This is a genomic window from Variovorax sp. IB41 (assembly GCF_016405905.1).
Lineage (GTDB): Bacteria > Pseudomonadota > Gammaproteobacteria > Burkholderiales > Burkholderiaceae_C > Variovorax.
In genome coordinates, this window is sequence record NZ_JAEFCB010000007.1 from 215,910 (window position 1) to 238,887 (window position 22,978).

Here is a 22,978-nt window from a genome sequence, read left to right on the forward strand (position 1 = left end):
TCTTGGCGCGGGGGCGGCGGGGGTGCATCGTCCAAAGCGACGAATGCGCCCGCTATATCGCCATGTCCGTCTAGGTGACGACGGCGCGCAGCTTCACCACGCGGCGCAGGTGCCATGCGGGCGGGCCGAACTGTCCTTCGATCAACGTGGCGCGGCGCATGTAATGGCCGATCGCCAGCTCCTCGGTCATGCCCATGCCGCCGTGCAGTTGCACCGCGCCCTGCCCCACGGCCTTGCACGCCTTGGCCGCGGCGACCTTGGCGGACGAGACCGCGCGGGCGCGTTCGTCGTCGCTCGCGCTGTCGACCATTTCGCCGACGCTCGCGGTGAGCGCGGCCGCCTGCTCCAGCGCCATGTGCATGTCGGCCAGGCGGTGCTGCAGCACCTGGAAGCTCGCGATGGGCACGCCGAATTGCTTGCGCTGGCGCACATAGTCCAGCGTGTCGCGCAGCAGGCGGCGCATGACGCCGACCGATTCGGCGCAGACGGCGAGCGTGGCCTCGTCGAGCGCGCGTTCGATCTGCGGCAGCGCGCCGCCCTCCGCGCCGAGCAATGCATCGGCGGGCAGGCGCACGTTGTCGAAGGCGATGTCGGCGGCGCGGCCACCGTCGCGCGTCGGGTAGGCGCGCAAGCGCAGGCCGGGCGTGTCGTTGGGCACCACGAGCAGCGACAGGCCCTTGTCGCTGCGCGCCGTGACGATGAAGTGGCTGGCCCACGGCGCGGCCTGCACCACGGCCTTGCGGCCGTCGAGCCGGAAGCCGTCGCCCTCGCGCACGAGTTGCGCCTGCACGTCGTCGCGCGCATGGCGGCTCTGTGGCTCGCCGTGCGCAAAGGCCAGCACGGCCTGCCCCGCGACGATGCGCGCGAGCAGCGCATCGGCCTCCGCGCCGGGGTGGCGCTGCAGCAGGCCGGCGCCGATCACCATCGTCGACAAATAGGGCTCGGCCGCGAGCGCGCCGCCCAGCGTTTCCGTCAGCGCGAGGTGCGCGGCCATGCCCAGGCCCAGGCCGCCTTGCGATTCGGGCAGTGCCGCGCCCAGCAGGTCGAGCTCGCGCGAGAGGCCCTGCCAGAACGGCGGCGGCGCGTTGTCGGCTTTCGCGAGCGCATGCAGGCGCTGCGCGAAGCCGTGGTTGTCGTCCAAGTAGCGCGCGAGGCTGTCGCGCAGCATCGCGAGGGTGTCGTCTTGTTCGGTGCGTGTGCTCATGACGGAAACCTCAGCGGGCCAGCAGGTGCGCCGCGACGATGTTGCGCTGCACCTCGTTGGAGCCGGCGTAGATCGACGCGGCGCGGTCGTTGAGGTAGGCCGACATCGAGAACACGGCCTCCTCAGGGATCTGCAGTTCGCCCTGCAGCCCGTCGTCCAGCGGCAGGTCGACGCCAGCGTAGGGGCCGGCGATGTCGACGCCCAGTTCGGTCAGCCGCTGGCGCAGCTCGGAGCCGAGCACCTTGCCCATCGAGGGGCGGATGCCGGGCGGCTCGCCGCGGGCGTGCGCGCGCAGCGATTGCAGCTCGGTGGCCTCGAGCGCGTCGATGGCGCACTCGGCGTCGGCCAGGCGCAGCGCCATGTCGTCGGCCTCTTGCGCATCGGCGATCGCGTCGGCAGCCACGTACAAGCGGCGCAGGCGCGCGCGCAGCATCGGCGTCCAGGCGCCGCCGCGCTCGTGCTGCAGCAGGTACTTGGCGATGGTCCAGCCCTGGTTCTCCTCGCCGATGAGCCCTTCGGCGGGCACGCGCACGTCGTCGAAGAACACCTGGTTCAGCTCGTGGTCGCCCGAGATGCTGATGATCGGCCGGATGGTGATGCCCGGCGTGGGAAGGTCGAAGCACAGGAAGCTGATGCCCTGCTGCGGCTTGCCGCCCGAGGCGGTGCGCACCAGGCAGAACATGCGGTTGGCGTACTGCGCGTGGGTGGTCCAGATCTTGGTGCCGTTGATGACGTAGTGGTCGCCATTGCTGTGATCGCGAACGGCCTTGCACTGCAGCGAAGCGAGGTCCGAGCCCGCCTGCGGCTCGGAGTAGCCCTGACACCAGTAGTCCTCGCCCGAGCGGATGCCCGGCAGCCACGCGCGCTTCTGCGCCTCGGTGCCGAAGGCGATGATGACCGGCGCAACCATGCCCGGCCCCATGGGCGCGCGCTGCGGCGCATCGGCCGCGGCCAGCTCGGCCGCGAAGAGGTAGTGCTGCATCGGCGTCCAGCCGGTGCCGCCGTGCTCGACGGGCCAGTGCGGCACGCTCCAGCCGCGTTGGGCAAGGATGCGGTGCCAGCCATTGCCTTCGGCGTAGTCGCTGAAGATGCCCGAGCAGCGCCGGCCGGCGGCGCGCAGCGCGGGCGTCAGCTCACGCGAGAGGAAGTCGCGAACCTCGTTCCGGAATGCTGTTTCAGCCGCGCTGAGTGTCCAGGCCATGGTGGGGTCCCGTTGGAATGCAGCGGCGAGTGTGCACCCGCGGGGCGGGGTGGCGGCATCGTCGGATCGGACGAAGACTCACCACTTTCCGTAGTTTGTGCGCACACCCGGGATAGTCCTCTGCGACGCGGTGGAGCCGCCGCGCACAATCGGCGTCCGGGAGTTGTTCTGTGCGCCAGAGAATGCGCTGCGCTCAATGGAGAGCACCATGCACGCGACCACCACACCCGGTTTCTCGCACGCCAGCGTCGAGCGGCTGTGCGACTACGAACTGCCCGATCCGCCGGCCCGCGCCTCCGCGGCGATGCCCCTGCTGTCCGACGTTCACGACCCCGAGAAGCTCGCGCTGACCTGGTGGCTGTGGATGGACGAAATGGGCAAGAGCATGTGGCGCCACTGCGATGCCTGGCGGGAGCACTACCTCAGCCACACCGCCAAGGGGCCGGCGCGGCGCGACTGATCCTCCCCTGGTTCCGCGCTCAGGCCGCGACGGCTTCGCGCGCCGGCGTCGCCTTCGAGGGCACCGGCATGTGCTCGGCCCAGTCGATGATTTCCAGCGTGCCGTCGGCATGCTCGGCCAGCGCCGTGAGGCTCTCCACCCAGTCGCCGTCGTTGCAGTAGAGGATGCCGTCGATGTCGCGCATCTCGGCATGGTGGATGTGGCCGCACACCACGCCCTGCGCGCCGCGCTTGCGGGCCTCGCGTGCCACGGCATTCTCGAAGTCGCCCACGTAGCTCACCGCGCGCTTGACCTTGCCCTTGAGGTACTTGGACAGCGACCAGTACGGCAGCCCCATGCGCGCGCGCAGCGAGTTGAGGTGGCGGTTCAGCTTCAACGTGAATTCGTAGAGCGAATCGCCCACGTAGGCGAGCCACTTGGCGCACTGGATCACGCCGTCGAACAGGTCGCCGTGGATGATCCAGAGCTTGCGGCCATCGGCCGTCTCGTGGATCCATTCGTCGGCCACGTCGATGCCGCCGAAGTTGTGGTTGAGGTACTTGCGGGCGAACTCGTCGTGGTTGCCCGGGATGAAGATCACGCGCGTGCCTTTGCGCGCCTTGCGCAAGAGCTTCTGGATGACGTCGTTGTGCGCCTGCGGCCAGTACCAGTGGCGCTTGAGCTGCCAGCCGTCGATGATGTCGCCGACCAGGAAGAGCGTCTCGCACTCGGTGTGCTTCAGGAAGTCGAGCAGCGCGCGCGCCTGGCAGCCGGGCGTGCCCAGGTGCAGGTCGGAGATCCAGAGCGTGCGGAACTGCAGCGGCGGACGCTGGCGATCGTCGTCCTCCAGGTCGGGAGCCTGGGCAGCGGTGTCGCGCCATGCGCGAAGGAAAGCGTCGTCGCGTTGCATGGACGGGTAGGCTCCCACCGGCGCATGACGCCGCGATGGCACACCCGTGACATCCCGGTGACGCGTGGCCCAGGGCCTGTTGATGCTATTTCCGGCGTCGCGAAGGTATGCCAGGGCGGGCCAATCAAGGCGCGCGACGCCGCGTGTGCATATGCACACGCAAGGAGCGCAACGCAGAGTGGGCTGCCCTGGCATACCTTCCCGCAGGGTTGGCTGTCCAACGCGACGCCGGAAATAGCATCAACAGGCCCGGCAACGCCACAATCGCGCGATGCGACCTGGCCAGATCATCGTTCTTGCGACCCCTGTTTTCTTATTGCTGATCGCGATCGAGTTCGCGGTAGGCCGCGTGCGGGCGCGCCGCGGCACGGGGCACGACACCTACCGGCTGGCCGATGCGGTCAACAGCATCGGCCTGGGCATGCTGAGCCAGATCAGCGCGGTGCTCACGGGGCTCCTGCGCATCGGCATCTACACCGCGGTGTATTCGGCGGTGGCGCTCTTTCCGAAAGAGGCGGCCAGCGACTTCTGGACCACCTGGTACGGCTGGCTGCTGGCGCTGGTGTTCTACGACTTCTGCTACTACTGGCTGCACCGCATGGGCCACGAATCGGCGGTGCTGTGGGCGGCGCACGTGGTGCACCACCAGAGCCAGCATTACAACCTGTCGACCGCGCTGCGGCAGACATCGAGCGGCGCGCTGCTCGGGTGGATCTTCTACCTGCCGATGGCGGTGGCCGGCGTGCCGCCGCTGGTGTTCGTGGTGGTGGCGCTCATCGACCTGCTCTACCAGTTCTGGGTGCACACCGAGCAGGTCGGCAAGCTCGGCTGGTTCGACCGCTGGTTCTGCTCGCCCTCGAACCACCGGGTGCACCACGCGGTGAACGACACCTACCTGGACCGCAACTACGGCGGCGTCCTCATCGTGTGGGACCGCATGTTCGGCACCTTCCGCGAAGAGGACGAACGCTGCGTCTACGGCACGCGCGGCGAGTTGAAGAGCTGGGACCCGCTGTGGGCGAATGCCGAGGTGTACTGGGCGCTGGCGAGGGACTCGTGGCATGCGCGCAGCTGGGCCGACAAGCTGCGCGTGTGGATCAAGCCTCCCGGCTGGCGGCCGGCCGACGTGGCGGCGCGTTTTCCGAAGCCGGCCTTCGACATCGCGAAAGTCACGCGCTACGAGCCCGTCGTGAGCCGCGGGGTGCAGTGGTTCGCGGGCGTGCAGTTCCTCTTGATGCTGGGCGGCGTGGCCTTGTTTCTCTGGTTCTCCGACGACATGCCGATGCAGCGCGCGGCCGTCTGGCTGGCCGCGCTGACGGCGAGCGTGTGGGCCATCGGCGCGGTGCTGCAGGGGCGGCTGTCGGTCACCGAGGTGCTGCTCGTCGAGGCCGCCGCGCTGGCCACCGCGAGCGCGGCGCTGCACATCGACGGGCTGCACCACGTCTTCAAGCCGCTGGCGCTGTCGATCGCGATCGTCTTCGCGGCGCGGCGTGCGATGCGGGCGGGCGGCATCGCGCGCTTCGACGTGCTGCTGCTGGCCGGGCTGGCCGCGTCTCTCGCGGGCGACGTGCTGCTGATGGGCCCGGCGACGCTGTTCGTGCCGGGGCTCGTGTGCTTCTTGCTCGCGCACCTGGCGTACATCGCGCTCTTTGGCATCGGCGTGGGCCTGTTCCCGCGGCGCGGGGTGCTGGCGGCGACGCTGCTGGTCGGCGCGGGGATGTACGCGTTTCTCTGGCAGGGCGGGCTGCCGCCCGCGCTGCGCATTCCGGTCGGGGTCTACGTGGTGGTGATCGCCTGCATGGCGGCGCAGGCGATCGGGCGTGCGGCGGTGCTGCGCGAAGCCGATCCGTCAGCGGTGTGGGTGGCGGTGGGCGCGTGCTTCTTCATGCTGAGCGATGCGCTGCTGGCAACCAACCGATTTGTCTCGGCGCTGCCGTTGGCGCAGCTGTGGGTGCTGGCGACTTACTACGCGGCGCAGGTGCTGATCGTGCGGCACGTTCGCCGGACGGCTGCCTGAATTTCTTTCTCCCTCCCCCGCTGGGGGAGGGCAGGGGTGGGGGCAAGCGGCGTACCCATCGGGCGCTCTGCCCGCCCCCATCCCAACCTTCCCCCAGAGGGGGAAGGAGCAAGGCCTGAAACCTAATCCGCGCAGCGCTGGATTTCCACCGTCGAGTGGCGGATTTCCTCGTGCATCGAGAAGCAGGCGCGCACCTCGTCGGCGGTGAGCGTCGGCGAATGGGTCACGACCGTGAGCGCGCAGGCGTAGGCGTCGCGGCCGACGCGCCAGACATGCAGGTCGGCCACGCGGGTTTCCGAATCGGCCAGCGTGGTCTCGACGCCTTCGCGGATTTCTGCGGTGACCGGGTGGTCCATCTCGCGGTCGAGCAGCACCTTGCCGGTTTCCTTCAAGAGCCCCCGGGCCCAGCTGGCGACCAGCACCGCGCCGACGATGCCCATGGCCGGGTCGAGCCAGGCCCAGCCGTAGAACCAGCCGCCCAGCAGCGCCACGATGGCGAGCACCGAAGTCGCGGCGTCGGCCACCACGTGCAGGTAGGCGGAGCGCAGGTTCAGGTCGTGGCCGTGTTCGTGGTGATCGTCGTGCTGATCGCCCTGGGTATGGCCATGGTGGTGGTGCCCATGGTCATGCCCGTGATCGTGGTGCGTGCCGCCCAGCAGCCGCGCGCAGACCAGGTTGACCACGAGCCCCAGCACCGCCACCGAAATCGCCTCGGGGTAGTGGATCGCCGAGGGCGACCACAGCCGCTCCAGCGAGCCCACCACCATCAGCGCCGCCACGCCGAGCAGCAGCAGCGCGCTCGCGAAGCCGCCGAGCACTTCGATCTTCCAGGTGCCGAAGGCGAAGCGCGGATCGCGCGCGTAGCGGCGCGCGGCCGCATAGGCGAAGGCGCTCAGGCCGATGGCCAGCGCGTGCGAGCTCATGTGCCAGCCGTCGGCCAGCAGCGCCATCGAGTTGAACCACCAGCCGGCGCCGATCTCCACCACCATCATCGCGGCGGTGATCCACATCACCAGGCGCGTGCTGCGCTCGGCGGAGGCACTGCCGGCGCCGAACTGGTGGTCGTGCTGCCAGGCGCTCAGGTCATGGGTGTGCATGGGTCTTCAGGCTCCGAAAAGGTCCTGTCCGTCGGAACGGCTCGAGGGCGGCGTCACGCCCAGGTGGCGGTAGGCGGCCAGCGTGGCGATGCGCCCGCGCGGCGTGCGCTGCAGGTAGCCCTGCTGGATGAGATACGGCTCGATCACGTCCTCGATGGTGTCGCGCTCCTCGCCGATGCTGGCCGCGACGTTGTCCAGGCCCACCGGGCCGCCGTCGAAGCGGTGGATCACGGCTTCGAGCAGCTTCCGGTCCATGAGGTCGAAGCCCTGCGGATCGACGTCGAGCATGGCGAGCGCCTTGTGGGCGATGTCCTCGGTGATGCGGCCGTTGCCCTTGACCTCGGCGTAGTCGCGCACGCGGCGCAGCAGGCGGTTGGCGATGCGGGGCGTGCCGCGCGAGCGCCGGGCGATCTCGAAGCCGCCGGTGGCGTCGGTTTCCACCTTGAGCAGGCGGGCGCTGCGGGTCACGATCAGCGCGAGCTCCTCGGGCGTGTAGAACTCCAGCCGCGCGACGATGCCGAAGCGGTCGCGCAGCGGGTTGGTCAGCATGCCGGCGCGGGTGGTGGCGCCCACCAGCGTGAAGGGCTGCAGGTCGAGCTTGATGCTGCGCGCCGCGGGGCCCTCGCCGATCATGATGTCGATCTGGTAGTCCTCCAGCGCGGGGTAGAGGATTTCCTCGACGACCGGGCTCAGCCGGTGGATCTCGTCGATGAAGAGCACGTCGTTGGGCTCGAGGTTGGTCAGCAGCGCCGCCAGGTCCTTGGGCTTTTCGAGCACGGGCCCCGACGTCTGGCGCAGGTTGACGCCCAGCTCGGCCGCGATGATGTGCGACAGCGTGGTCTTGCCCAGGCCCGGCGGGCCGAACAGCAGCACGTGGTCGAGCGCCTCCTTGCGCTTGCGCGCCGCGCCGATGAAGATTTCGAGCTGCTCGCGCACCTTGGCCTGGCCGACGTATTCATCGAGCAGCTTGGGGCGCAGGGCCCGTTCGATCGCCTCCTCGTTGGGCGAGGCGGGGGCGGCGGACACCACGCGCTGGGGGGCGGGTGCGAAATCGTCTGTCTGGATGGTCATGGGAGGGGGTTTGGCTTGAGTTTAGTGCCTGCCCTTCACTGGCAGAATGCTTCGGCCATATAACGAACGAGGGGAAGGCAGCACGTGTCGATCTACGAATTGAAGCCGCGTTTCCAGGCACTGCTGCGGCCGCTGGTGGTCCGCCTGCATGCGATGGGCGTCACGGCCAACCAGGTCACGCTGGCGGCGTGCGTCGTCTCGGTCGCGCTCGGGCTCGGGCTTTTCTTCTTCGTGCGCTCGGCAGCGGCCTTTGCGCTCATTCCGGCCTGGATGTTCCTGCGCATGGCCTTCAACGCCATCGACGGCATGCTGGCGCGCGAGCACAACCAGCAAAGCAAGCTGGGCGCCTTTCTCAACGAACTGACCGACGTGGTCTCCGACGCCGCGCTCTACCTGCCCTTCGCGCTGGTCGCGCCCTTCAGCCCGTTCTGGATCGGCACGGTGATCGTGCTGGCGGGCCTGAGCGAATTCGCCGGCGCGCTCGGTCCCACGGTGGGCGCTTCGCGCCGTTACGACGGGCCGCTGGGCAAGAGCGACCGGGCCTTCGTGTTCGGCGCGCTCGGCCTCTACGTGGCGCTGGGCTGGCCGCTCGCGGCCTGGACGGCCTGGCTCATGCCGCTGCTGGCGGCGCTGGTGGCCTGGACTGTCGTCAACCGCATCCGCCGCGCGTTGGCCGAAGCCGATGCGACAGCCCGCGCCGGCAGCCACTGAACACATACAAACAAAGAAACATCGACAGGGATTCAATGACCGACACCACGCCACGCACCGCGCAAGAGCTGCACTTCCAGACGCACGACGGCGAATCGCTTTTCTACCGCCACTGGCCGGCCACGGGCGCCGTGCGCCGCGGCGCCATCGTGCTGTTCCACCGCGGCCACGAGCACGGCGCGCGCATGGCGCACCTGGTCGACGAACTGGACCTCCCGGACTTCGACTTCTTCGCCTGGGATGCGCGCGGCCACGGCCGCTCGCCGGGCCAGCGCGGCTACAGCCCGAGCTTCGGCACCTCGGTGCGCGACGTGCAGACCTTCGTGCACCACATCGGCACGGCGCACGGCGTGGCCGAGCAGGACATCCACGTCGTCGCGCAGAGCGTGGGCGCGGTGCTGATCGCCACCTGGGCGCACGACTACGCGCCCAAGGTGCGCGGCCTCACGCTGGCCTCGCCCGCCTTCAAGGTGAAGCTCTACGTGCCCTTCGCGCGCGCCGGGCTCGGGCTGATGCACAAGCTGCGGGGCCTGTTTTTCGTCAACAGCTACGTGAAGGCGAAGTTCCTCACGCACGACCCCGAGCGCATCGCGAGCTACGAGAGCGATCCGCTGATCTCGCGGCCCATCGCGGTCAACATCCTGCTGGGCCTGTACGAAGCGGCCGACCGCGTGGTGGCCGATGCCAACGCGATCACGCTGCCGGTTCAGCTGCTGATCTCCGGCGCCGACTGGGTGGTGCACCACAAGCCGCAGCACCAGTTCTTCGAGCGGCTGGGCAGCGCCGTGAAGACCAAGACGGAGCTGCCGGGCTTCTTCCACGACACGCTGGGCGAGAAAGACCGGGCGCCGGCCGTGGCGCAGATCCGGGAATTCATCCTGCAGCGCTTCGACGCGCCGGCCGTGCCGGTGGACCGCACCGCGGCGCACCTGGCCGGCGACACGGCCGACGAATCGCGCGCGCTGGCCGAGCCGCTCTCGCCGCTGTCGCCTCGCGGCGCCTACTGGGCCCTGACGCGCGGGGGACTGCGCATCGGCGGCAAGCTCTCCAGCGGCATCGCGCTGGGCCACGAAACCGGCTTCGACTCGGGCAGCACGCTCGACTACGTCTACCGCAACCACCCCGAAGGCAAGGGGCCGCTGGGCCGCAGCATCGACAACACGTACCTCAACTCGATCGGCTGGCGCGGCATCCGGCAACGCAAGATCCACGTCGAGGAGTTGCTGCGCATCGCGATGGAGCGCCTGGCCGAGATGCACCGCGAGGTGCGGGTGATGGACATCGCCGCCGGCCACGGCCGCTACGTGCTCGACGCGGTGCTCGCGAGCCCGGTCAAGGCCAGCTCGATCCTGCTGCGCGACTACAGCGACATCAACGTGCGCGACGGCCGCGCGCTCATCGCCGAGAAGGGGCTGCAGGACACTGCGCAGTTCGTGCAGGCCGATGCCTTCGACCGCATCAGCCTCGCGACCGTGACGCCGCGGCCCACGCTCGCGGTGGTGTCGGGCCTGTACGAACTCTTCCCCGACAACGAGATGGTGCAGCGCTCGCTCGCGGGCGTGGGCGACGCGGTGGAAGACCGCGGCTACCTTGTCTACACCGGGCAGCCGTGGCATCCGCAGTTGGAGATGATCGCCCGCGCGCTCACCAGCCACCGGCAAGGCGAAGCCTGGGTCATGCGCCGCCGCACGCAGGTCGAGATGGACCAGTTGGTGGAAGAAGCGGGCTTCCGCAAGATCGACCAGCGGGTCGATGAGTGGGGGATCTTCACGGTGTCGTTGGCGGTGCGCACCGGGCGATGAAAGCCTGGTTCGCGCAACGGCCCTGGAAGCGCGCCGCCGCATGGCTCGTGTTTCTGGGACCGCTGTTCTACGCGACCTACGGCTTCGCCAACTGGTGGGCCACCACGCGCGCGAACGTGCCGTCGATGGCCTTCGACTGGGAGCGGCAGATCCCGTTCTGGCCGTGGACGATCTTTCCGTACTGGACGATCAACGTCTTCTACGCGCTGTCGCTGTTCCTCGCGCGCAGCAAGCACACGCTGGACCGGCATGCGCTGCGGCTGGTCACCGCGACGCTGGTCGCCTGCACCTGCTTCATCGCCTGGCCGCTGCACTTCAGCTTCGGGCAGCCTCCGGTCGATGGCGCGCCGGCGTTTCTCTTCAACGCGCTGCGCGGCTTCGACCAGCCGTTCAACCAGGCGCCCTCGTTGCACATCGCGCTGGCCGTGATCCTGTGGGACTGGTACCGGCAATTCATCCGTCCGCTGTGGGCGCGGCTGGTGCTGCATGTGTGGGCGTTCGCGATCTGCGCCTCGGTGCTCACGACCTGGCAGCACCACTTCATCGACATCCCGACCGGCGCGCTGCTCGGGGTGCTGTGCGTGTGGCTCTGGCCGCTGCAGCGGGTGGTGTCGATGCGGCGCGCCTGGCAGGTCACGCACGATGCGCAGCGGTGGAAGCTCGCGGCGTTCTATGCGGTGGGTGCGGCGCTGTTTCTTGCCGTTGCCTTGTACGGCGGCGGCGTGTGGCTGTGGCTCGCATGGCCGGCGGCATCGCTCGCCTTCGTGGCGCTCAACTACATCGGCCTCGGCGCGCGCGGCTTCCAGATGGACGCACGCGGGCGCATGGGCTGGGCGGCGCGCTGGCTGTTCGCGCCCTACCGCCTGGGCGCCGCGGTCAACGCCTGGCTCTGGACGCGCAAGCTGCCCGCCTCGGTCGAGGTGGTGCCCGGCTTGCGGCTCGGCCGGCGGCCCACGCACGCCGAATGGCTCGCCGCCGGCAAGCCGCGCCTCGTGAGCCTGTGCGCCGAACTGCAGATGCCGGCCGGCGTGCCGCATGCGCGGTGCGTGCCCTTGCTCGACCTGACGGTGCCGCCGACGGTGCGGCTGCAACGCGCGGCCGCGGTCATCGAAGGCCAGCGCCGCAACGCGGAGGGCGCGCCGGTGTGGGTCTGCTGCGCGCTCGGCTTTTCGCGCAGCGCCGCGGCGGTGATCGCCTGGCTGGGCCGCTACGGTTCGGCCGGCGGAATGGCGCAGGCCGAGGACGCGGTGCGCCGTGCGCGGCCGCAGATCGTGCTGCGCCCCGCGTGGCTGAGTTCGCTCGCGCCGCTCCATCCCGCACGAGAGGTGCCACCCCATGACTGACAACGACCGCGCCACCTGCGCCGCGCTCGCCGGCCTGCTGCGCGCCTTCACGGTGCTGGCGATCTGGGGCTTTGCGCTCACGTGCATCGCGGCGTTGGTGCTCGCGCTCACGCTGCGCTCGCTCCCGACCACGCCCACCATGGGCTTTGGCGCGGTCGTGATCCTCGGCGTGCTCGAACGTTATTTCGCCTTCCGGCTGCGGCTGGACCAGACGCTCTTCGGCGACCTCGCGCGCGGCACCATCGCCTCGCTGGACGCGCTCGACCGCGCGCTCGAGCGGCTGGGCCTTCGCAACGCGCCGTCGTCCCCCACAACGCGGCCGCTCGACGACCGCGTGCAGGGCACCCGCCAGCTCATGCAGCGCCACGCCATCGTGGTCGCCTGCCAGAGCGCCATGTTCCTTCTTGCCTTGATGACACAGGATTTCTCTTGACCGACGAAAACGAGAACAACAAGAACGACAAGCCCAACGACAGGCCGGAAAGCACGGTGTTGCGCCGCGGGCTCGCCATCGTCGCGGGCAAGCTGATCATCGGCGCGGCGGGGCTCCTGACTGGCGTGCGCGCCATCTGGAGCGGCACCACGCCCAAGGCCGAGCAGACGCTCTACTTCGCCAACCACACGAGCCACGGCGACTTCGTGCTGCTGTGGGCGACGCTGCCGCCCGACCTGCGCGCCCTCACCCGGCCGGTGGCGGGACAGGACTACTGGATGGCCTCGAAGGTGCGCCAGTTCATCGGCGCGGACGTGTTCAACGCGCTCATGATCCGCCGCGACGGCTCGGGCCAGGGCGACAACCCGGTCGAGCAGATGAAGGAGGCGCTGGAAGGCGGCGACTCGCTCATCATGTTTCCCGAAGGCACGCGCAACACCGGCGACGAGATCCTGCTGCCGCTCAAGAGCGGCCTCTTTCACCTGGCGCGCGCCTGCCCCAGCGTGCGGCTGGTGCCGGTGTGGATCGAGAACCTGAAGCGCGTGCTGCCCAAGGGCACGCTGGTGCCGATTCCGCTGGCCTGCACGGTGCGCTTCGGCACGCCGATCGTGCTGGCCGAAGGCGAGGACAAGAACACCTTCATCGCCCGCGCGCGCGCCGCCATGCTCGATTTGCGCCCCGAATACGACCGAAACGACAAGGCCGAGGGCGCCGCATCATGATCGAACTGTCTCCTTTCGCGTGGACCACGTTCAAGCTCTTCGGCGGCGTCTTCGGCGTGCTGTTGCTGGCCTCGGCCATCGGCGCGCTGCTCAAGTGGCGCGTGGCGCACGGCCAGCCGCATTCGGTGATCGACAACCTCAACTCGCGCGTGAACGCGTGGTGGGTGATGGTGGCGGTGATCGGCCTGGCCTTCGCCTTCGGCAAGGGCGGCGTGATCGTGCTGTTCTACCTGATCTCGTTCTATGCGCTGCGCGAGTTCATCAGCCTCGCGTACACGCGGCGCGGCGACCATGCGGCGATCGCGCTCGCGTTCTTCATCGCGCTGCCGGGGCAGTACTTTTTGATCTGGATCGAGTGGTACGGGCTCTATTCGATCTTCATCCCGGTCTACGCCTTCCTCATCCTGCCGATCCTCGCGGCGGTGGGCGGCGACACGCAGCGCTTCCTGGAGCGCACATCGAAGATCCAGTGGGGCCTGATGGTGTGCGTGTTCTGCATCAGCCACGTGCCCGCGCTGCTCACGCTGCAGATCCCGGGCTTCGAGGGCCGCAACCTGCTCCTGATCGCGTTCCTGGTGATCGTGGTGCAGGGCAGCGACGTGCTGCAGTACGTGTGGGGCAAGCTCTTCGGCAAGCGCAAGGTGGCGCCCGAACTCTCGCCCTCCAAGACCTGGGAAGGCCTCATCGGCGGCGTGGCCAGCGCCACCGCGCTGGGCGCGGCGCTCTACTGGGCCACGCCTTTCAATCCGTGGCAGGCGGCGCTGATGGCTTTCATGATCTGCTTCATGGGCTTCTTCGGCGGCTTGGTGATGTCGGCCATCAAGCGCGACCGCGGCGTGAAGGACTGGGGCTCGATGATCGAAGGCCATGGCGGCATGCTCGACCGGCTGGACTCGGTGATCTTCGCGGCGCCGATCTACTTCCACGCACTGCGCTACTGGTGGGTGCCGTGAGCACCGCAGCAGTCAAAACCCCGAAGACTGCTGCGAAGGCGGAGCGCATCGTCGACGACGCGCCCGTCGAATTCGCCAACGCCGCGGCGCTCGTGCGCTGGTACAAGCGCCACCACGGCACGCACGCCGGCGTGTGGCTGCGCATCGCGAAGAAGGCCAGCGGCATCGCCTCCATCGACCACCCCGAGGCATTGGAAATCGCGCTGTGCTTCGGCTGGATCGACGGGCAGCGCAAGAGCGACACGGACGACGGCGAACGGTATTTTCTGCAGCGCTTCACGCCGCGCACCGCGCGCAGCACCTGGTCGAAGATCAACCGTGACAAGGCGCTGAAACTGATCGACGAAGAACGCATGCAGCCGGGCGGGCTGGCCGAAGTGGAGCGGGCGAAGGCCGACGGCCGCTGGGATGCGGCCTACGACGGCGCGAGCGTGGCGACCGTGCCGCCCGACCTGCAGGCCGCGCTCGATGCGAACAAGAAGGCCGCGAAGTTCTTCGCCACGCTGGATGCGCGCAATCGCTATGCGGTGCTGTTTCGCACGCAGGGAGCGAAGAAGGCCGAGACGCGGGCCCGGCGCATCGCGAAGTTCGTGGAGATGCTCGCCAAGGGCGAGAAGATCCACCCCTGAGGCGTACTAGTCTTCGTCCATCACCCGTGAGCGACCGAACCAGAAACCCACGATCAGGCCCACCGTGCCAAAGCCGACGGCGCCCCAGAGGCTCAGGAAATTGAAGACGTTGTAGCGGCCCGGCTGCTGCGCCAGCGCGCTCACGAGTTCAGGCTCGACCAGTCCGCCCAGGCCGCGTGCGGCGGCGAAATCGAAACCCGCATCGCCCAGGAAATTGAGCGTCACCAGCATCGGCAGCACCGTCAGGAACGGGAACCACGCACCGCGCACCTTGCGCCAGTTCATGAAGTAGGCGGCTGCCAGCAGCACGGCGCCCACCCCGATCAATCCGAGCACGACGGGCCGCCGGGCCAGCGGCAGCAGCCAGGGCCAGACCCACTGCAGTGGACAGAGCGGCCACTCCGCCCGCGGCGCGATGCCGCCCGGCCGCGCGAAGGCCTGCCACCCCAGCGCGAGCGTGGCGCGGCCCACCAGCGCGGACGCACAGCCCACGGCCGCAACGCCCAGGCAGCCGATGCGCAGCAGAGACGAACGAGGCTCGGGGACGACATGCGGCGGCATGACGGTCCGCGTGTAGCTGCCCCGGCTCCAGCGCTTCGTCACCACGACGGGCTGCGGCTGGGGCGGTGTCAGTTCGCCGCGGACCAGCCAGTCGGTCGCAAGGATCGCCAGTGCGAACGCCATCGCGGCGGTGAGCCATGCGCAGGCGCCCGGCATGTCGATGAAGCCGACCGGCGTCATCAACGGCAGGTTGCCGTAGACGATGCCCGCGCATCCGTAGGCCAGGAGAATCGGCACGCAACCGATCAGGGCTACGCGCAAGAGCAGCAAGTCGCTGTGGACCGATTCGTGGCGCAGCGCCTCGACGCGCGACCAGGCCCCGCGCAGGTTCACTTGGCCAGGGCCTTCAGCGCCAGCTTGATGCCATCGCTCACCGTCGCATCCTTGGGCAGCGCCTTCAGGGCCAGCGCCGCTTCCTTGTCGCTGTAGCCCAGCGCAATCAGCGCCTGCAGGATGTCAGCCTGCGCATCGGAGGCCGCGTGCGCGGGCAGGCCGATGTCGGCGCCCAGCTTGCCCTTGAGCTCCAGCAGCAGCCGCTCGGCGGTCTTCTTGCCGATGCCCGGGATCTTCACGAGCCGGCCCAGCTCCTGCGTGGTGATCGCCTGCGACAGCTCGCCCACGCTCATGCCCGAGAGCAGCCCGAGCGCGGTGCGCGGGCCCACGCCGGTGATCTTGATGAGCTGGCGGAAAGCCGCGCGCTCCTCGGCGGTGCCGAAACCGTAGAGAATCTGCGCGTCCTCGCGCACCACGAAATGCGTGAGCAGCGAAACGCGCTCTCCGGTGCCGGGCAGGTTGTAGAACGTGCTCATCGGCACATCGACCTCGTAACCGACGCCGTTGCAGTCCACCACCACCTGCGGTGGATTGCGCTCGGCCAGGATGCCGGTGAGTTTGCCTATCATTGGCCCACCCCCGTTGCTTGCTCACTTCGTGTAGCCGCCTCCCCCCTCAAGGGGGCAACACCGGCGGCCCGGCAAAGCCGGTTCCGCGGTGTTCCCCGCTTTGGATTGCGTTTTTTCGAGCATGGCTGGTCTTGCATAGGGCTGCCAAATAGATGGAAATGGATACCGCGTGATTCTGCGACACACCTTTACCCCACCGAACAACTCGCGCCTCGGACACCTGTGCGGACCGCTCGATGCGCACCTGCGCCGCATCGAGGAAGCCCTGGGCGTGAAGATCGCGCACCGCCACGAGCAGTTCAAGGTCGACGGCCCCAAGGCCTCGGCGCAGCGCGCGATGGACGTGCTGCAGGCGCTGTACGAAATCGCCCAGCGCCCGATCGATCCGGCCGTGGTGCAGCTCACGCTGGCCGGCGACGGCTCGATGAGCGACGAGGACGCGGCCATGCTCGTCACCCGCCGCGCCGACCTGCGCGCGCGCACGCCGACGCAGGCGCTGTACCTGGACAACATCGCCAAGCACGACATCACCTTCGGCATCGGCCCGGCCGGCACCGGCAAGACGTACCTGGCGGTGGCCTGCGCGGTCGATGCGCTGGAGCGCGCGGCGGTGCAGCGCATCGTGCTCACGCGCCCGGCCGTGGAGGCGGGCGAGCGGCTCGGCTTCTTGCCGGGCGACCTGACGCAGAAGGTCGATCCGTACCTGCGGCCGCTGTACGACGCGCTCTACGACCTCATGGGCTACGAGAAGGTGCAGAAGGCCTTCGAGCGCAATGCGCTGGAGATCGCGCCGCTGGCCTTCATGCGCGGGCGCACGCTGAACAACGCGTTCGTGATCCTGGACGAGGCGCAGAACACCTCGGTCGAGCAGATGAAGATGTTCCTCACGCGCATCGGCTTCGGCGCGAAGGCGGTGGTGACGGGCGACGTGAGCCAGATCGACCTGCCCAAGCAGCAGTTGAGCGGGCTGATCGACGCCGAGCGCGTGCTCCGGCGCGTGAGCGGCATCGCGATCACGCACTTCACGAGCGCCGACGTGGTGCGGCATCCGCTGGTGGCCAAGATCGTCGATGCCTACGACGGGCAACGCAAGCGCACCGGCACGCATTGAGATGGCGCTGCCGGCACTTGCTCTTTCACTGCAGTTCGGGCGCTTCAAGGGCGTCGAGCGTCATCGCGTCGCGCTGCCGCGCCACCGCGTCGCGCGCTGCATCCGCCATGCGCTGGACATCGACGGCGAGATCACGGTGCGCATCGTCGATGCCGACGAAGGACAGCGCCTGAACCGCGAATTCCGCGGCAAGGACTACGCGACCAACGTGCTGACCTTCGACTATGCGCAAAGCCCGGTCGCCATGGCCGACCTGGTGCTGTGCGCGCCGGTGGTCGCGCGCGAGGCCAAGGAGCAGCGCAAGACGCTGGCCGCGCACTACGCGCACCTGCTGGTGCACGGCACGCTGCACGCGCAAGGCTGGGACCACGAGACCAGCGAGGCCGACGCCGACGAGATGGAGGCGTACGAGATCCAGATCCTCGCGGAGCTGGGCATCCGCGATCCGTACGGCAAGTAGCAAGTCGCTACGCGGACATCTGCAGCGGGATCGTGACCGGTCCGTCGTTGACGAGGTGCACCTGCATGTCGGCGCCGAACTCGCCGGTCGCCACCACCGGATGCGCGGCGCGTGCCTGCGCCACGAAGTAGTCGTAGAGTCGGCGCCCCTCGTCGGGCGGTGCCGCGAGCGTGAAGCTCGGGCGGTTGCCGCCGCTCACGTCGGCGGCCAGCGTGAACTGGCTCACCACCAGGAGGCCGCCGCCGATGTCCTGCACGCTGCGGTTCATCTTGCCGGCGTCGTCCGAGAAGATGCGCAGCTTGAGGATCTTGGCGAGCATGCGGTCGGCGAGCGCATCGACGTCGCCGCGTTCCGCGCACAGGAGGATCAGGAGGCCGGCATCGATGGCGCCGACGGTCTGGCCAGCAATGTCGACGCGGGCGTTCGCGACGCGCTGGAGGATGGCTTTCATGGGTGTGCTGGTTCTTCCACGGTCCGGGTGGCGCGCGCTTCCATGGTGAGCGGCAGCAGCTGGATGGTGACGCGCAGGCCGGGCACTGCGTCCATCAGGGCCTGCTCAAGCTGGTCGCGCATGGCGGCGGCGTGCTGCAAGGTCCAATCGCCGGGCACGTGCATGTGCAGGTCGGCAAAGCGGCGTTGGCCGGCGCCGCGCGTCACCATGTCGTCGAAGCGCAGGCGGCTGCCCTCGGGCTGGCGCGCCGCGAAGGCATCGAGCGTGGCGCGCACGGTGGCCAGGGTTTCGGCGTCCAGGGCTTCGTCCATCAGGCCCTGCGACGAGCGCCACACCAGCTTGACGCCCTCGCGCACGATGTTGAGCGCCACGCCGATGGCCAGGAGCGGATCGAGCCAGAGCCAGCCGCTGAAATGCACGCCGACGATGCCGATTACCACGGCGGCGGAGGTCCAGACGTCGGTCATCAGGTGGCGGCCGTCGGCCTCCAGCGCGATGGAGCGGTGGGTGCGCGCGGCGCGGAACAGCATCACCGCCAGCGCTGCATTGAAGCCCGAGCTGAGCACCGACAGCGCCAGACCCCAGCCCAGTTGCTCGAGCGGCTGGGGCGACAGCAGCCGCTGCACCGACACCCAAAGGATCGCCACCGCTGCGCCGACGATCAGGATGCCTTCGAAGCCGGAGGAGAAGTATTCGGCCTTGTGGTGGCCGTAGGGATGGTCCTCATCGGCCGGCCGCTCGGCGATCGTCACCATTGCCAAGGCGAACATGGCGCTGGCAAGATTGACGAACGACTCCATCGCATCGGAGATCAGGCCCATCGAATTGGTCATGTAGCCCGCCAGCCCCTTGAGCACGATGGTGACCAGAGCCACGGCCACGGAGACGCGGAGCAGAGTTTTGGGAGTGAGCGTCATGGGCAATCGGAACGCAGATTCGGCAAAAGACGACGCAAAAAGCGGCAAAAGGACGCAAGATGACGCTGAATTATCAGCGCAGTGTCCACATGTAACGCCTTCGGCCTAATATTTGTGACCAATTGCGAAACATTCTTCGCAGAGAGTCGGATGATGAAAAACCTTTTGAACGTTTTGGGTGGCCTTGCCTTGATGGGCACCACCATGATGACCCAGGCCCAGACGCCGCCCGCCGCGCCGGTCGCCCCTGTTGCCGCCGTTGCCGAGCTCCAGGCCGGTTTCGTGAAATCGGTGCGTGGCAACGTGCAGTTGCTCAGCGCCGCCGGCACCACGCGCACCGCCGCCGCCGGCGATGCACTGGGGTCCGTGGACCGCATCGTGACCGGTCCCGATTCTTCGGCCTCCGTGGTTCTTCGCGACGACACGACCCTGGTGGTCGGGCCCTCCTCGCGCATGGACCTGAAGGAATTCCACTTCGACTCCACCACGCGCGACGGCGGCCTCCTGGTCTCGCTGTTGCGCGGCTCGATGCGCATGATCACCGGCCTCATCGGCAAGACCAACCCCGACGCCGTGCGGGTCGAGACGCAAACGGCCACCATCGGCATCCGCGGCACCGACTTCATCGTGCAAACCGACGGGCAGCCATGATGATGATGACGAAAACCCCGTCGCACCGCCTTCTCCTTCTCCCCACCGCACTGATCACCCTCCTGCTTGCCGCTTGCTCGACGCCGGGCACGCGGGTGGTGCTGCTTCCGCAGGCCGACGGCAGGCCGTCCGCCGTCGTGGTGCGCGCCAAGGATGGGGAGGAAATCCTCTCCCAGCCCTACCAGCGCGCCACGGCCGCGGTGGGCGCCAAGGGCGCGCCGGTGGTCGACCAGGCCGATTCGGCCAAGGTCCAGGCGGACAACAAGCCGCTGTTCGACATGCGCCCGCCCCCGCCGCAGCGCTACACGGTGTTCTTCGAGGTCGGCGGCACCACGCTGACCCCGGCGTCGCAGCAGATCATGACCGAGGCCCTGGCCGCGGCCCTGGCCCGCAGCGGCGGCGACATCGTGGTGACGGGCCACACCGATACCAAGGGCACCGGCGAATCGAACGACCAGCTGTCGCGCCGCCGGGCGCAGGAAGTGGTTCAGTTGTTCGTCGAGCGGCAGTTCCCGGCCAACCGCGTCGAGGCCGTGGGCCGCGGCGAGCGCGACCTGGCCGTGCCGACCGCTGACGAGGTGGACGAGCCGCGCAACCGGCGCGTCACCATCGAAGTCCGCTGAACGCGGGCGATCAGCTCAGGGTCACCCGCGCGAACTTGCGCTTGCCGACCTGCACCACGTAGCTGCCCGCGGGCAGCTTCAGCGCCTTGTCGCTGATCACGACCGAGTCGACGCGCACCCCGCCGCCGTCGATCAGGCGGTTGCCGTCCCCGGCTGAAGACGCCAGGTTCGCCTGCTTGAGCAGTTGGCCGATGCCCATCGGCGCGCCACTGAGCGACACCTCGGGAATCTCGTCCGGCACGCCGCCCTTGCTGCGGTTGATGAAATCCTGCTCCGCCGTCTCGGCCGCCGCCGCGCTGTGGAAGCGCGCGGTGATTTCCTTGGCCAGCGCGACCTTCGCATCCTTCGGATTGCGGCCGCCGGCGATTTCGGCCTTCAGCGCCTCGATCTGTTCCAGCGACTGGAAGCTCAGCAGCGTGTACCAGCGCCACATCAGGTCATCGGAAATCGACAGCACCTTGGCGAACATGGTGTTGGCGTCTTCGCTGATGCCGATGTAATTGTTCTTGCTCTTGGACATCTTCTCGACGCCATCGAGCCCTTCCAGCAGCGGCATAGTGAGTATGCACTGCGGTTCCTGGCCGTATTCCTGCTGGAGATGACGGCCCACGAGCAAGTTGAACTTCTGGTCCGTGCCGCCCAATTCAAGGTCGCTCTTGAGCGCCACCGAGTCGTAGCCCTGCATCAGCGGATAGAGGAATTCGTGCACCGAAATCGACTGGCCGGCCTTGAAGCGTTTGTTGAAGTCGTCGCGCTCCATCATCCGGGCCACCGTGTACTTGGCGGCCAGCTGGATCATTCCGCGGGCGCCCAGCGGGTCGCTCCACTCGGAGTTGTACCGAATCTCGGTCTTCTCGGGGTCCAGCACGAGGCTGGCCTGCTTGTAGTAAGTCTGGGCGTTGGCCTCGATCTGCTCCCGGGTGAGCGGCGGACGGGTGTTGTTGCGGCCGGAGGGGTCGCCGATCGTGCTGGTGAAATCGCCGATCAGGAAGATCACCCGGTGCCCCAGGTCCTGGAGCTGGCGCATCTTGTTAAGCACCACCGTGTGGCCGATGTGGATGTCCGGCGCGGTCGGGTCGAGCCCGAGCTTGATGCGAAGTGGCGTTCCGGTCGCCTCGGAGCGCTGGAGCTTGCGCACCCACTCGTCCTGCGGCAGCAACTCGTCAGCCCCACGGAGGGATATTTCGAGCGCACGTCCTACACTATTTGAGAGGGTCATGGATGTAACAGATTCGGCCTTTACGGGCTTTTTTGGCTGACTTTAGGGATGCCGAAGCTATACTCAGCCCGACTTTTCAAGCGCCGAATTCTAAGCGGCGCTTTTTCCGCACCGTCTCCTGCCGCCCTGAACGCACTGGGCCTTGCAGCACGGATTTGCAGAACCTGAGCTGGAATTCATAGTTTGATCAACGGCATTCTTGCCGCCGAGGAGCTCCTTGCTTCTCGCGTGGCCTATACGTTCCGTACCTATCCCAAGCAGATCACGGCGCTCATCGCCGCGGCCATGCTGAGCGCCGGCACCCTCGCGGTGGCCTCGCTGGGTCCTGACGCTTCCGACCTTCCGGTCCACCAGATCCTCGAAGCCACGGCGCCCCAGTCTTTCGCAGACCAGACGGCTTCGCTCGAGAACTTCAGCTTCACGCTGTTTCGCACCGACATCACCCGCTCGAGCGACACGGCCGAAGCCCTTCTGAGGCGCCTGGGCATTTCCGATCCCGCAGCCACCGCCTTCGTGCGCGGCAGCGGCGAAGCCCGCAATGCGCTGTTCGCCCGCGCCGGCCGCACCATCACGGCCGAAGCCACGCAGGAAAACCAGCTCAAGAAGCTGAGCGCCCGCTGGATTCCCGACGGTGACGGCGGCTTCAAGCGTTTCGTCATCGAGCGCACGCCGGTCGGCTTCGTCGCCCTCACCGAGCGCGACACGCTGACGCCGGGCACGCGCCTGGCCAGCGGCACCATCCGCACCTCGCTGTTCGCCGCCACCGACGACTCGCGCATTCCCGACGCGGTGGCGAGCCAGCTGGCCGACATCTTCGCGGGCGACGTCGACGTGCGGGCTCTGCGCAAGGGCGACCGCTTCGCCGTGGTCTACGAGACTTTCGAAGCCGACGGACAGGCGCTGCGCAGCGGCCGCGTGCTCTCGGCCGAGTTCGAGAACAACGGCAAGATCCACCAGGCCGTCTGGTTCCAGCCCCCGGGCGCGGGCCAGAAGGGCAGCTACTACCGCCCGAACGGCGACAGCCTGCGCAAGGCCTACCTGGCGACGCCGGTCGAGTTCTCGCGCGTGTCCAGCGGTTTCGCGATGCGCATGCATCCGATCCTGAACAGCTGGCGCCAGCACAACGGCATCGACTACGCGGCGCCCACCGGCACCTCGGTGCGCACGGTCGGCGACGGCACGGTCGATTTCGCGGGCACGCAGAGCGGCTACGGCAACATCATCATCATCACGCACCGCAACAACCAGCAAACGGCGTATGCGCACCTGAGCCGCATCGACGTCAAGGCCGGCCAGAGCGTGAGCCAGGGCCAGGCGATCGGCGCCGTGGGCTCCACGGGCTGGGCCACCGGTCCGCACCTGCACTTCGAATTCCGCGTGGGCGGCGTCTATCAGGACCCGGCCACCATCGCGCAAGAAGGCGGCGCCCCGATCACCGCGGCGCTGCGCCCGGCGTTCGAGCGGATCGCCGTCGGCGCCCGCACCGAGCTGGCAGCCGCCTTCTCCGTCATCCAGGCCAGCGCGGACTGAGCACGCTCGCGGCGGTCTTCT

The 22,978-nt window shown here is 68.5% G+C and carries 24 protein-coding genes; 14 read left to right on the top strand and 10 right to left on the bottom strand.

Going from position 1 to position 22,978, the window contains the following annotated elements:
- Positions 1–70 precede the first annotated feature (70 nt).
- Positions 71–1,204 (bottom strand): acyl-CoA dehydrogenase family protein, encoded by a 1,134-nt coding sequence (locus tag JC881_RS15665; protein ID WP_198786623.1) that lies wholly within the window; start codon positions 1,202–1,204, stop codon positions 71–73.
- Positions 1,205–1,214: 10 nt separating this feature from the next.
- Positions 1,215–2,405 (bottom strand): acyl-CoA dehydrogenase family protein, encoded by a 1,191-nt coding sequence (locus JC881_RS15670; RefSeq protein WP_198786624.1) that lies wholly within the window; start codon positions 2,403–2,405, stop codon positions 1,215–1,217.
- Positions 2,406–2,613: 208 nt separating this feature from the next.
- Here JC881_RS15670 and JC881_RS15675 point away from each other — a divergent pair, with 208 nt between their 5' ends.
- A complete protein-coding gene (locus tag JC881_RS15675) occupies positions 2,614–2,865 on the top strand; it encodes a hypothetical protein (RefSeq protein ID WP_198786625.1) in 252 nt (83 codons plus the stop codon).
- 19 nt (positions 2,866–2,884) lie between these two features.
- Here JC881_RS15675 and JC881_RS15680 read toward each other — a convergent pair whose 3' ends face one another.
- Entirely contained in the window at positions 2,885–3,754 is an 870-nt protein-coding gene (locus JC881_RS15680; protein ID WP_198786626.1) for a UDP-2,3-diacylglucosamine diphosphatase, read from the bottom strand.
- Positions 3,755–4,025: 271 nt separating this feature from the next.
- Here JC881_RS15680 and JC881_RS15685 point away from each other — a divergent pair, with 271 nt between their 5' ends.
- Complete coding sequence (locus JC881_RS15685) at positions 4,026–5,771, top strand: lysoplasmalogenase family protein (RefSeq protein WP_198786627.1); 1,746 nt, start codon at positions 4,026–4,028, stop codon at positions 5,769–5,771.
- A 122-nt stretch (positions 5,772–5,893) separates the two neighbouring features.
- Here JC881_RS15685 and dmeF read toward each other — a convergent pair whose 3' ends face one another.
- Both dmeF and ruvB read right to left on the bottom strand, forming a co-directional pair.
- Positions 5,894–6,868: a CDF family Co(II)/Ni(II) efflux transporter DmeF gene (gene dmeF, locus JC881_RS15690; RefSeq protein ID WP_198786628.1), complete on the bottom strand. Its 975-nt coding sequence runs from the start codon at positions 6,866–6,868 to the stop codon at positions 5,894–5,896.
- 6 nt (positions 6,869–6,874) lie between these two features.
- Positions 6,875–7,939, bottom strand: coding sequence for a Holliday junction branch migration DNA helicase RuvB (gene ruvB / locus JC881_RS15695; protein WP_198786629.1), 1,065 nt, complete (start codon positions 7,937–7,939; stop codon positions 6,875–6,877).
- 84 nt (positions 7,940–8,023) lie between these two features.
- Here ruvB and JC881_RS15700 point away from each other — a divergent pair, with 84 nt between their 5' ends.
- Genes JC881_RS15700 through JC881_RS15730 form a run of 7 tightly spaced genes read left to right on the top strand, consistent with a single transcriptional unit; the run spans position 8,024 to position 14,532 of the window.
- Positions 8,024–8,650: a CDP-alcohol phosphatidyltransferase family protein gene (locus JC881_RS15700; protein ID WP_198786630.1), complete on the top strand. Its 627-nt coding sequence runs from the start codon at positions 8,024–8,026 to the stop codon at positions 8,648–8,650.
- A gap of 35 nt (positions 8,651–8,685) precedes the next feature.
- Positions 8,686–10,452 carry a bifunctional alpha/beta hydrolase/class I SAM-dependent methyltransferase gene (locus JC881_RS15705; protein WP_198786631.1) on the top strand — a complete coding sequence of 589 codons (1,767 nt, stop codon included), beginning with the start codon at positions 8,686–8,688 and terminating at the stop codon, positions 10,450–10,452.
- Positions 10,449–11,795: a phosphatase PAP2/dual specificity phosphatase family protein gene (locus JC881_RS15710; protein ID WP_198786632.1), complete on the top strand. Its 1,347-nt coding sequence runs from the start codon at positions 10,449–10,451 to the stop codon at positions 11,793–11,795. The genes JC881_RS15705 and JC881_RS15710 overlap by 4 nt, the downstream gene beginning before the upstream one ends.
- On the top strand, positions 11,788–12,228 hold the full coding sequence (locus JC881_RS15715; protein WP_198786633.1) for a hypothetical protein: 441 nt from the start codon (positions 11,788–11,790) through the stop codon (positions 12,226–12,228). The genes JC881_RS15710 and JC881_RS15715 overlap by 8 nt, the downstream gene beginning before the upstream one ends.
- Positions 12,229–12,284: 56 nt before the next feature.
- Positions 12,285–12,950 carry a lysophospholipid acyltransferase family protein gene (locus JC881_RS15720; RefSeq protein ID WP_198786699.1) on the top strand — a complete coding sequence of 222 codons (666 nt, stop codon included), beginning with the start codon at positions 12,285–12,287 and terminating at the stop codon, positions 12,948–12,950.
- Positions 12,947–13,903, top strand: coding sequence for a phosphatidate cytidylyltransferase (locus tag JC881_RS15725; protein ID WP_093442378.1), 957 nt, complete (start codon positions 12,947–12,949; stop codon positions 13,901–13,903). The genes JC881_RS15720 and JC881_RS15725 overlap by 4 nt, the downstream gene beginning before the upstream one ends.
- On the top strand, positions 13,900–14,532 hold the full coding sequence (locus JC881_RS15730) for a YdeI/OmpD-associated family protein (protein WP_198786634.1): 633 nt from the start codon (positions 13,900–13,902) through the stop codon (positions 14,530–14,532). Before JC881_RS15725 ends, JC881_RS15730 begins: the two co-directional genes overlap by 4 nt.
- 6 nt (positions 14,533–14,538) lie before the next feature.
- Here JC881_RS15730 and JC881_RS15735 read toward each other — a convergent pair whose 3' ends face one another.
- Entirely contained in the window at positions 14,539–15,426 is an 888-nt protein-coding gene (locus tag JC881_RS15735) for a hypothetical protein (protein WP_198786635.1), read from the bottom strand.
- Positions 15,423–15,995, bottom strand: a complete 573-nt coding sequence (gene ruvA, locus JC881_RS15740; RefSeq protein ID WP_198786636.1) for a Holliday junction branch migration protein RuvA — start codon at positions 15,993–15,995, stop codon at positions 15,423–15,425. Before ruvA ends, JC881_RS15735 begins: the two co-directional genes overlap by 4 nt.
- A 169-nt stretch (positions 15,996–16,164) precedes the next feature.
- On the opposite strand from ruvA, the gene JC881_RS15745 reads away from it, so the two are divergent.
- Both JC881_RS15745 and ybeY read left to right on the top strand, forming a co-directional pair.
- Entirely contained in the window at positions 16,165–17,106 is a 942-nt protein-coding gene (locus JC881_RS15745) for a PhoH family protein (protein ID WP_198786637.1), read from the top strand.
- Between the two features lies 1 nt (position 17,107).
- Positions 17,108–17,566, top strand: coding sequence for an rRNA maturation RNase YbeY (ybeY, locus tag JC881_RS15750; protein WP_198786638.1), 459 nt, complete (start codon positions 17,108–17,110; stop codon positions 17,564–17,566).
- A gap of 7 nt (positions 17,567–17,573) precedes the next feature.
- On the opposite strand, the gene dtd is transcribed toward ybeY, so the two are convergent.
- Positions 17,574–18,017 carry a D-aminoacyl-tRNA deacylase gene (gene dtd / locus JC881_RS15755; protein ID WP_198786639.1) on the bottom strand — a complete coding sequence of 148 codons (444 nt, stop codon included), beginning with the start codon at positions 18,015–18,017 and terminating at the stop codon, positions 17,574–17,576.
- Complete coding sequence (locus JC881_RS15760) at positions 18,014–18,934, bottom strand: cation diffusion facilitator family transporter (protein ID WP_198786640.1); 921 nt, start codon at positions 18,932–18,934, stop codon at positions 18,014–18,016. The genes dtd and JC881_RS15760 overlap by 4 nt, the downstream gene beginning before the upstream one ends.
- Positions 18,935–19,138: 204 nt before the next feature.
- Here JC881_RS15760 and JC881_RS15765 point away from each other — a divergent pair, with 204 nt between their 5' ends.
- Positions 19,139–19,585 (top strand): FecR family protein, encoded by a 447-nt coding sequence (locus tag JC881_RS15765; protein ID WP_233101812.1) that lies wholly within the window; start codon positions 19,139–19,141, stop codon positions 19,583–19,585.
- Between the two features lie 5 nt (positions 19,586–19,590).
- A complete protein-coding gene (locus JC881_RS15770; RefSeq protein WP_198786642.1) occupies positions 19,591–20,208 on the top strand; it encodes an OmpA family protein in 618 nt (205 codons plus the stop codon).
- A 10-nt stretch (positions 20,209–20,218) separates the two neighbouring features.
- Here the strand turns inward: JC881_RS15770 and tyrS are convergent, their stop codons facing one another.
- Positions 20,219–21,427: a tyrosine--tRNA ligase gene (gene tyrS / locus JC881_RS15775; protein WP_198786643.1), complete on the bottom strand. Its 1,209-nt coding sequence runs from the start codon at positions 21,425–21,427 to the stop codon at positions 20,219–20,221.
- Between the two features lie 183 nt (positions 21,428–21,610).
- Between tyrS and JC881_RS15780 the strand changes: the two genes are divergently transcribed.
- Entirely contained in the window at positions 21,611–22,957 is a 1,347-nt protein-coding gene (locus JC881_RS15780; RefSeq protein ID WP_198786644.1) for a M23 family metallopeptidase, read from the top strand.
- The last annotated feature ends 21 nt before the right edge of the window (positions 22,958–22,978 follow it).

Coding starts and splice junctions, on each gene's coding strand:
- JC881_RS15665 (WP_198786623.1), bottom strand. CDS start 1,204: ATGAGCACACGCACCGAACAAGACGACACCCTCGCGATGCTGCGCGAC.
- JC881_RS15670 (WP_198786624.1), bottom strand. CDS start 2,405: ATGGCCTGGACACTCAGCGCGGCTGAAACAGCATTCCGGAACGAGGTT.
- JC881_RS15675 (WP_198786625.1), top strand. CDS start 2,614: ATGCACGCGACCACCACACCCGGTTTCTCGCACGCCAGCGTCGAGCGG.
- JC881_RS15680 (WP_198786626.1), bottom strand. CDS start 3,754: ATGCAACGCGACGACGCTTTCCTTCGCGCATGGCGCGACACCGCTGCC.
- JC881_RS15685 (WP_198786627.1), top strand. CDS start 4,026: ATGCGACCTGGCCAGATCATCGTTCTTGCGACCCCTGTTTTCTTATTG.
- dmeF (WP_198786628.1), bottom strand. CDS start 6,868: ATGCACACCCATGACCTGAGCGCCTGGCAGCACGACCACCAGTTCGGC.
- ruvB (WP_198786629.1), bottom strand. CDS start 7,939: ATGACCATCCAGACAGACGATTTCGCACCCGCCCCCCAGCGCGTGGTG.
- JC881_RS15705 (WP_198786631.1), top strand. CDS start 8,686: ATGACCGACACCACGCCACGCACCGCGCAAGAGCTGCACTTCCAGACG.
- JC881_RS15710 (WP_198786632.1), top strand. CDS start 10,449: ATGAAAGCCTGGTTCGCGCAACGGCCCTGGAAGCGCGCCGCCGCATGG.
- JC881_RS15715 (WP_198786633.1), top strand. CDS start 11,788: ATGACTGACAACGACCGCGCCACCTGCGCCGCGCTCGCCGGCCTGCTG.
- JC881_RS15725 (WP_093442378.1), top strand. CDS start 12,947: ATGATCGAACTGTCTCCTTTCGCGTGGACCACGTTCAAGCTCTTCGGC.
- ruvA (WP_198786636.1), bottom strand. CDS start 15,995: ATGATAGGCAAACTCACCGGCATCCTGGCCGAGCGCAATCCACCGCAG.
- ybeY (WP_198786638.1), top strand. CDS start 17,108: ATGGCGCTGCCGGCACTTGCTCTTTCACTGCAGTTCGGGCGCTTCAAG.
- dtd (WP_198786639.1), bottom strand. CDS start 18,017: ATGAAAGCCATCCTCCAGCGCGTCGCGAACGCCCGCGTCGACATTGCT.
- JC881_RS15760 (WP_198786640.1), bottom strand. CDS start 18,934: ATGACGCTCACTCCCAAAACTCTGCTCCGCGTCTCCGTGGCCGTGGCT.
- JC881_RS15765 (WP_233101812.1), top strand. CDS start 19,139: ATGATGACCCAGGCCCAGACGCCGCCCGCCGCGCCGGTCGCCCCTGTT.
- JC881_RS15770 (WP_198786642.1), top strand. CDS start 19,591: ATGACGAAAACCCCGTCGCACCGCCTTCTCCTTCTCCCCACCGCACTG.
- tyrS (WP_198786643.1), bottom strand. CDS start 21,427: ATGACCCTCTCAAATAGTGTAGGACGTGCGCTCGAAATATCCCTCCGT.